The following is a 7,359-nucleotide window of genomic DNA, read 5'->3' on the forward strand; positions in this document are numbered from 1 at the left end:
GTTCTGGCCCTGAACTGGCCGGACAGCACCTTTCTGGACGATGACAAACGCGTGGATCTGGCCTGGTGGCCGGACGAGGATGATGGGCTGCTGAGCCTGCTGACGTTTGATTTGCTGTAATGAGCTGAAAGTTTAACGTTCAACGTTGAAAAGCGCGGACCACGCTTTTTGCTTTATAAACGCAAGAGGCCGCGCCCATAGCTTGGGCGCGGCCTCTTTGCTTTCAGGAACCCGCAGGGCTAACCGCTTTTCAAGGTTGAACGTTAAACGTCCAACTATTTTCAGTCCCCAGGGCGCCAGCCATTGGTAATCGGGTAGCGCCGATCCTTGCCGAAGGCGCGACGGCTGACTCGGGGGCCCACGGCGGCCTGCCGCCGCTTGTATTCATTACGGTCGGTTAGCTTGACGACCCGATAGACATTCTCCCGGTCAAACCCATCCCGGATCACCGCTTCCGCACTCATATCCTGCTCCACGTAGCGCTCGAGAATCGCATCCAGCTCGTCGTAATCCGGTAATGAATCACTGTCGACCTGATCCGGGGCCAGTTCGGCAGAAGGCGGGCGGGTGATCACCCGTTCCGGGATAATTTCCACGCCGGCCTGCTGGTTACGCCAGTTGGCCAGGCGGTAAACCATGGTCTTGAAGACATCCTTGAGTACCGAGAAACCACCGGCCATATCGCCGTAGAGCGTGGCATAACCCACCGCCATTTCGCTCTTGTTCCCGGTGGTCAGAACCACAGAACCGTTTTTGTTGGAGAGCGCCATCAGCAGGACTCCGCGGCAGCGGGCCTGCAGGTTCTCCTCGGTGGTATCCTTCTGCTGACCGGCGAATGCCTCACTGAGGATATCCATAAACCCATTGAACGCGGGCTCAATGGGCAGCACCCGGTAGTGAACCCGCAGGGTTTTGGCCTGTTTCTCTGCGTCCTCCAGGCTCATGGCCGAGGTGTAGCGGAACGGCATCATCACAGCCTCCACCCTTTCTGGACCAAGCGCATCCACTGCCACTGCCAGGGTGAGTGCCGAATCAATGCCGCCGGACAAGCCCAACAGGGCCCCCTTGAAACCGTTTTTGTTCACGTAGTCCCGGGTTGCCAGCACCAAGGCCTGATAAAGGCTCTCCTCCAGGCCGGGAAGCGGAAGCTGTTCACCCATGGGCTCACAGTGTCCGTCTTGGCATTGCAGGTCCACCGGGACCAGAGCCTCGGCAAAGCTGGCAGCCTGTATACAGCGCCGCCCCTGGCTATCACAGACGAAGGACGCACCGTCAAAGACCAGCTCGTCCTGCCCCCCCACCAGGTTGCAATACAGGATGGGCAGGCCGGTTTCACGGCTGCGGGCCTCTACCTGCTCAAGGCGCTCCTGGAACTTGTTGGCCCGGAAAGGTGAGGCGTTCAGATTAAGCACCAGATCCACATTCTGTTGCTGCAGCTGGGCGGCCGGCCCGCTGTGCCAGATGTCCTCGCAGATAGTCAGGCCCAGGGTCCAGCCATCCAGCTCAAAAGTGCAGGCTTCAGAACCAGGCTGGAAATAGCGCTTTTCGTCGAACACCCGGTAGTTGGGCAGATGCTGCTTGAAATACTCATGACGGGGGCGACTCTCCCCCGGGAACATTACCCCGGCGGCATTTCGGCGCTGCCCATTCCGTACCGCAGGATAGCCGATCACCACCGGCACACTGACCTGCTGCCCGATCGTTTCCAGGGCCGCATCCACGCGGCTGTTGAGGCTGGGGCGCAACAGCAAATCCTCCGGGGGATAGCCGGTCAGCATCAGCTCCGGAAACAGCACCAGATCCGCACCCAGCAAACGACGAGCCTCGTCCGCCGCATCGATTACCCGTTGGGCATTGCCCTCAATGTCGCCCACCAGCGCATTCTGCTGGGCCATAATAATCCGCATGGTTAACCGGCCTTTCCTCAAGTGAGCGCTGATTGTACTCTTTAGAACCTGCTTGGGGTCTATACGCAGCCGCGCCGGAGGCAATTTTTTCGCCAGCCCGCGACGGTGATGTGTAGTCATTCTACATAAGCAATAGCCGTCGCGGGCTGGCGAAAAAAGCTCCCGGCCCTTCGGGTTGCCTATAGACCCCGAGCAGGCTCTGAGCCGGCGACCGATGGACGCATCACGCTAAAACAAGGAGAACAAAATGGGCCTGATACGCCTGCTGATTATTGCCGCCCTGATCTATCTGGCCTGGCGAGTGGCAAAAAACCTGCTTTCGCAGACCGGCAGCCGCAGCGATACCGGGACCGATGCGGATCGGGACGGTCAGGCCATGCTCAAATGCGCCCAGTGCGGCGTGCATGTCCCGGCCCCGGAAGCCTTTACGCATAATGGCCGACACTTCTGCTGCCAGGAGCACCAGCGCCTGTATCTGGAGCACCATGAGCGCTAGCCAGGGGTGGACACCCGCCCGAATCTATAACGTTTACCGGATTGCCATCGCCTGCAGCCTGATGCTGCTGCATTTCGGGCCGGAAAAGCCCCTCATCGGCACCCATCTGCCACTATTATTTGAAACGACACTCTTTGTCTATCTGGGGCTGACGCTGGCGTCGGCCACCCTGGATTTCCGCGATGAAAAGCGGGCCTACCCCGCTTGGGCGCAACCGGCTTCCCTGATTACCGATCTGACCATGCTCACGCTGGTGGTGCACGCCAGCGGAGGCCTGGAGGGCGGGCTGGCGGTTTTGCTGCTGGTCACCGTCGCCGCAGGCAATATTTTACTGCGTGGGCGCCTGGGCTTTCTGATTGCCGCGCTCGCGACTCTGTCGATGATGTTCGAGCAGTTTTATTTTTCCATCCAGGCCCTGTCTGAGTCGCCATTCCTGCTCACAGAATCAGGGTTGCTGGGTATCGCCTTTTTCATGGTCTCGCTGATTATCCAGCAGATATCCCAGCGGCTGCAGTACAGTGAACGAATCGCACAGCGACAGCGGGTGGCCATTGAGCGCCTGGAAGCCCTGAATCAACAGATTGTGCAGCGCATGCGCACCGGCGTGGTGGTATTCGACCAATCCTTACGGATCCTGATGGCGAATCAGGCCGCCAACAGCCTGTTTGGCACCCCCATGCTGGGCAACCAGTTACCCAAGCAATTGGCTCACCGCTACCGTCGCTGGCTGGAAAACCCGCTACTGCCGCTGGCCACCTTGAGAACATCAGAACAATCTCCCGTGCTCAGCCCACGCTTCGCGCCTTTGGAAACCGACCACGAGCTGCTCACCCTGCTCTTTCTGGAAGATAGCGCCCGGGTTGCCCAGGAGGCACAGCAGATGAATCTGGCCTCACTGGGGCGCCTCTCTGCCACTCTTGCCCATGAGATACGCAACCCGCTAAGCGCCATCAACCATGCCACCGAGCTGTTACTCGATGGAAATGCCAGCGAGGAAGATCAGCATTTGCTCGGCATTATTCGCAATCATGTGGGCCGTGTGAATGGCATCATCCACGATGTGCTGGACCTGTCTCGCCGAGGACGAGGCCAGGCCGAGCGCTTCAGCCTGGCGCCATTCCTTGACGAGCTTATTGAACAATGGGCGTTACGGGGCTATAGCAACCAGCGCCTCAGCAAGGCCTGCCAATCGGAGGTGGAAGTCCGCTTTGATCGCAGCCAGCTGACCCAGGTAGTCGACAACCTGATTCGAAATGCATTTCAGCACGGCGGGGAGCACTGCAACGTGACTCTGGAATGTGGCAGCCATCAGCAGACCGGCTTACCCTGGCTCCGGATCCGGGATAACGGTAACGGCATCCCCCGGGAAACCGCTCAACACCTTTTTGAACCCTTCTATACCACGGCCAATGACGGCAATGGATTAGGCCTCTATCTTTGCCGGGAGCTCTGCCAGGCCAATCAGGCCGCCCTGGATCTTGAAGATAGCCCGAATGGGGCCAGCTTTGTGATAACCTTTGCTCACCCGCACCGACAATTCCAATAACACGATCTGATTATGAGTGCTGACACCCCACACATCCTGGTTGTTGACGACGAAGCAGATCTGCGCGAACTGCTGGTCATTACCATTGGCCGAATGAAGCTGAAAGCCACCGCCGCTGAATCCCTCGCCGCAGCCAAAAAAGCCCTTGATGAGCAGACATTCAACCTGTGTCTGACCGACATGAACCTGGGCGATGGCACCGGATTGGAGTTGCTCCAGTATATTTCCCGTCACTGTCCCGAGATGCCCACCGCCGTGATTACGGCTTATGGCAGCATGGAAACAGCGACAGATGCCATGAAGTTCGGCGCCTATGATTTTATCGCCAAGCCAATAGCGCTAGACCGCTTGCGTCAATTGATTGAGGACGGACTTGGCATCAGTAACGCGGAAGATCATCTCGAAGAAGAAGACAACCTGATCGGCGAGGCGCCGAGCATGGTTGCCTTAAAAGCTCAGGTTCGCAAGCTAGCACGTAGTCAGGCACCGATTTATATCAGTGGCGAATCCGGTAGCGGCAAAGAGCGTATTGCCCGCCTGATACACAGTCTTGGTCCTCGGAGAGAAAAACCTTTTGTAGCTGTCAACTGCGGGGCAATTCCCTCGGAATTGATGGAAAGTGAGTTTTTTGGTCATCGCAAAGGCGCGTTCACTGGAGCCGTGGAAGATCGCAAAGGTATATTCCGCGAAGCCGATGGCGGCACACTATTCCTGGATGAAGTGGCCGACCTCCCCCTGCACATGCAAGTCAAACTTTTGCGGGCCATACAGGAGAAATCTGTGCGCCCTGTAGGCGAGACCCGAGAATTCCAAGTAAACCTTCGCATTCTTAGCGCTACTCACAAAGATCTGGCTCAAGAAATGACGGAAGGGCGATTCAGACAAGACCTTTTCTATCGACTCAACGTTATTGAAGCCCATGTCCCTCCTCTCCGAGACCGGCAAGAAGACATCCCTGTTCTGGTCGAGCATATCCTTAAACGTCTCAGTGCCGCTTGGGAAATCGTTCCTCCAACCGTCAGCGCTTCCGCCATGATGGCTCTGGAGGAATATGCATACCCGGGCAATGTCAGGGAACTCGAAAACACATTGGAAAGAGCCGTCACGCTATGCGATGGAAAAGAAATCAACGAAGAACATCTCTGTCTGCAAGCAAACAGCTTTCCTGCCAAAGCTGTTGCAAATAGGGAAACCAATATCCCTCCAGAGCGCCCATTAAACCAATCCTTAGAAGACTTCCTCCAGGAAATTGAGAGACAGGAGATATTAAAAGCTCTGGATCTTACACACTGGAATCGAACTGCTGCCGCAAAAAAACTGGGCATGACGTTCCGGTCTCTGCGTTACCGGCTGAAGAAACTGGATCTTGATCGAGACACAGGCGAGAGCGAGTAGGCAGAGGGATCAGTAAACGGCTTTTCCCCGCACACCATTTGCGCAAGAATCTCAGCCGTAGCAGGAGCTGACACCAACCCATTCCGATAATGGCCGGATGCGACAAAGACGCCAGCAAGCCCCGGAACGGGGCCAATATATGGATGATCCAAAGCACTGCCGGGACGAACTCCTGCCCAGTGATAAAGGGGCTTGAGACCGGAAAGTTCAGGTAGGAGCTTGGCTGCAACAGCCTCGAGTTGATAGCGGCCCGACACGGTTGGGTAAGTCGAAGCATCCCCCTGGGCCAAGGTAGAGCCGACCAGGATAGCACCATCTGAACGCGGAATGAGATAGCCTGATTCAGTTAACATTATGGCTGGCACCTTACCTGGAGGTAGCTGATAGAGCAGCATTTCGCCCTTTACCGGGAACATTGGTAAAGATACACCCAGTATTGAAAGCATCTTATTGCTTCCAACACCTGCGCTGATAACCAAGCTTCGCGCGTCAACAACCCGCCCATCTCGAGTTTCTAGTATTACCCCTTTTTGTTTCGGAATGAGGGATACCACTCTGTCTCTTATAAAGGAAACGCCTCTAGACACAAGATAGTTTCGCAAGGCTTTCAAAAAGCGCGGATTTCTAACGCTTCCCAGATCAGGAAATAGAATACCTTCTGCAAAAGGAAAAGAAGGCAGCAACTCTTTCCCTGAAAGAACCTCATACGACACCCCCCACCGCGCAGCCCAATCTTTCATCTTGGCGAATTCTTCTGAACCAACATGAGCCCACAACCCTCCTCTATGTAAATCAGACCAATCCAGGCTGCTACCCACGAGCTCACCGAAGAGAGCCACATAGCGTTGCATGGCATCAAAAGTTAAACGATTCATCGCATCGGAGTAACGCCATGCATAAAGCGGAGACAGAATACCCCCTCCCGCCCAAGACGCCTGCCGCCCCCCCGATTCATCAATAACAATCACTGGAATCTCACGCTTTGTCAGCTCAAACGCACTCAATAAACCGACAATGCCACCACCAACAATTACGACTTCTCTCATTTCATCCCATGACTTCTGACATATATAAAACAAGTTCAACCTGGCCGACATAGAAAAACCAGATGACGAACAATGAAAAAACAGGTTTTACCGTACTAGAATGCCTTGCCGCATTAAGCATACTGACTATTCTGGCAATGATCGCGCACAACATTGGAGCCCCGATGATTCAGGAGCATCGGGTCATCGCCGCTACCAATAGTGTAGCCGGATTGATCAGAGAGGCCAGAGCGAATGCCATAACAGATGGAAACCGGCTTATATGTGATGGAGAGAGGGGATGCAGCAGCTTCAAAAGAACAAAATTGCTGATAGAGGGGCGAGACAAAAATCAAAACAGTGCACTGGAGGATCATGAAATACAGCACTATCTACAGCTACCAAACAATACTTGGCTGGAGTGGAAACGATTCAGAGGCAAACACCTAGTCTACAGTAACAGAGGTGTAACCCGGTTCCAGAACGGACATTTCCTTATCTGTAATGGATCCTCAGGGAGGAAAATTATCATGAACTGGATTGGCAGGACTCGCATTGAGAAAGCCGGATCTGAATGTGAGAGTAATTGAAGAAAAATGGAAGTAGCCCCAGAAAAGCCCGTCCTACTTCCATTCATTGCCTACCAGATACTCTACCAGCTACTACCAGAAGTGGGGGTGCAGCCCCCCACAGCGGCACAGGCGTTACCTTGGCTATCAAGAGCCATCGTCTCTGTTCCGGTCATGACTGAACTATAAGGCGTTGCCTTGATCGTATATTTATGATCCGAAGGTACCGAAATTGTGAATTTATAATGTTTGTGCCCTACCGATTCAGGCACGAGGGTACCGGTCTTTGAGCCGGCCCCCTTATAAGAAAAGTGCTTTCCCCGGTATCCCTCCAGAGCGGAAGCCCAGTCCAGCAGAACGCCCTTACCCGCCTCTTGATGAGCATCCTGCACATACTTCGTATATGCAGGATACGCAACTG

General features: G+C 54.9%; 7 protein-coding genes. 4 read left to right on the forward strand and 3 right to left on the reverse strand.

Annotation, left to right across the window (positions count from 1 at the left end; genetic code table 11):
• Positions 1-281 precede the first annotated feature (281 nt).
• Positions 282-1,907, reverse strand: a complete 1,626-nt coding sequence (locus A3714_RS02050) for an NAD+ synthase (RefSeq protein ID WP_063509979.1) — start codon at positions 1,905-1,907, stop codon at positions 282-284.
• A 247-nt stretch (positions 1,908-2,154) separates the two neighbouring features.
• Here A3714_RS02050 and A3714_RS02055 point away from each other — a divergent pair, with 247 nt between their 5' ends.
• The 3 genes from A3714_RS02055 to A3714_RS02065 are packed head-to-tail and all read left to right on the forward strand — an operon-like array spanning position 2,155 to position 5,344.
• Entirely contained in the window at positions 2,155-2,403 is a 249-nt protein-coding gene (locus tag A3714_RS02055) for a PP0621 family protein (RefSeq protein ID WP_063509980.1), read from the forward strand.
• Complete coding sequence (locus A3714_RS02060; RefSeq protein WP_063509981.1) at positions 2,393-3,949, forward strand: PAS domain-containing sensor histidine kinase; 1,557 nt, start codon at positions 2,393-2,395, stop codon at positions 3,947-3,949. Before A3714_RS02055 ends, A3714_RS02060 begins: the two co-directional genes overlap by 11 nt.
• A 12-nt stretch (positions 3,950-3,961) precedes the next feature.
• Positions 3,962-5,344 carry a sigma-54 dependent transcriptional regulator gene (locus A3714_RS02065; protein ID WP_063509982.1) on the forward strand — a complete coding sequence of 461 codons (1,383 nt, stop codon included), beginning with the start codon at positions 3,962-3,964 and terminating at the stop codon, positions 5,342-5,344.
• On the opposite strand, the gene A3714_RS17440 is transcribed toward A3714_RS02065, so the two are convergent.
• Entirely contained in the window at positions 5,293-6,390 is a 1,098-nt protein-coding gene (locus tag A3714_RS17440; RefSeq protein WP_082850703.1) for an FAD-binding oxidoreductase, read from the reverse strand. The two genes, A3714_RS02065 and A3714_RS17440, sit on opposite strands and share 52 nt — an antisense overlap.
• A 62-nt stretch (positions 6,391-6,452) precedes the next feature.
• Between A3714_RS17440 and A3714_RS18380 the strand changes: the two genes are divergently transcribed.
• Positions 6,453-6,959: a GspH/FimT family pseudopilin gene (locus A3714_RS18380; protein ID WP_063509687.1), complete on the forward strand. Its 507-nt coding sequence runs from the start codon at positions 6,453-6,455 to the stop codon at positions 6,957-6,959.
• Between the two features lie 62 nt (positions 6,960-7,021).
• On the opposite strand, the gene A3714_RS17445 is transcribed toward A3714_RS18380, so the two are convergent.
• On the reverse strand, positions 7,022-7,359 hold a 338-nt coding region (locus A3714_RS17445; RefSeq protein WP_156493811.1), incomplete at its 5' end, for a type IV pilin protein.

The sequence above is a fragment of the Alcanivorax sp. HI0007 genome (assembly GCF_001635525.1).
Taxonomy (GTDB): Bacteria; Pseudomonadota; Gammaproteobacteria; order Pseudomonadales; family Alcanivoracaceae; genus Alcanivorax.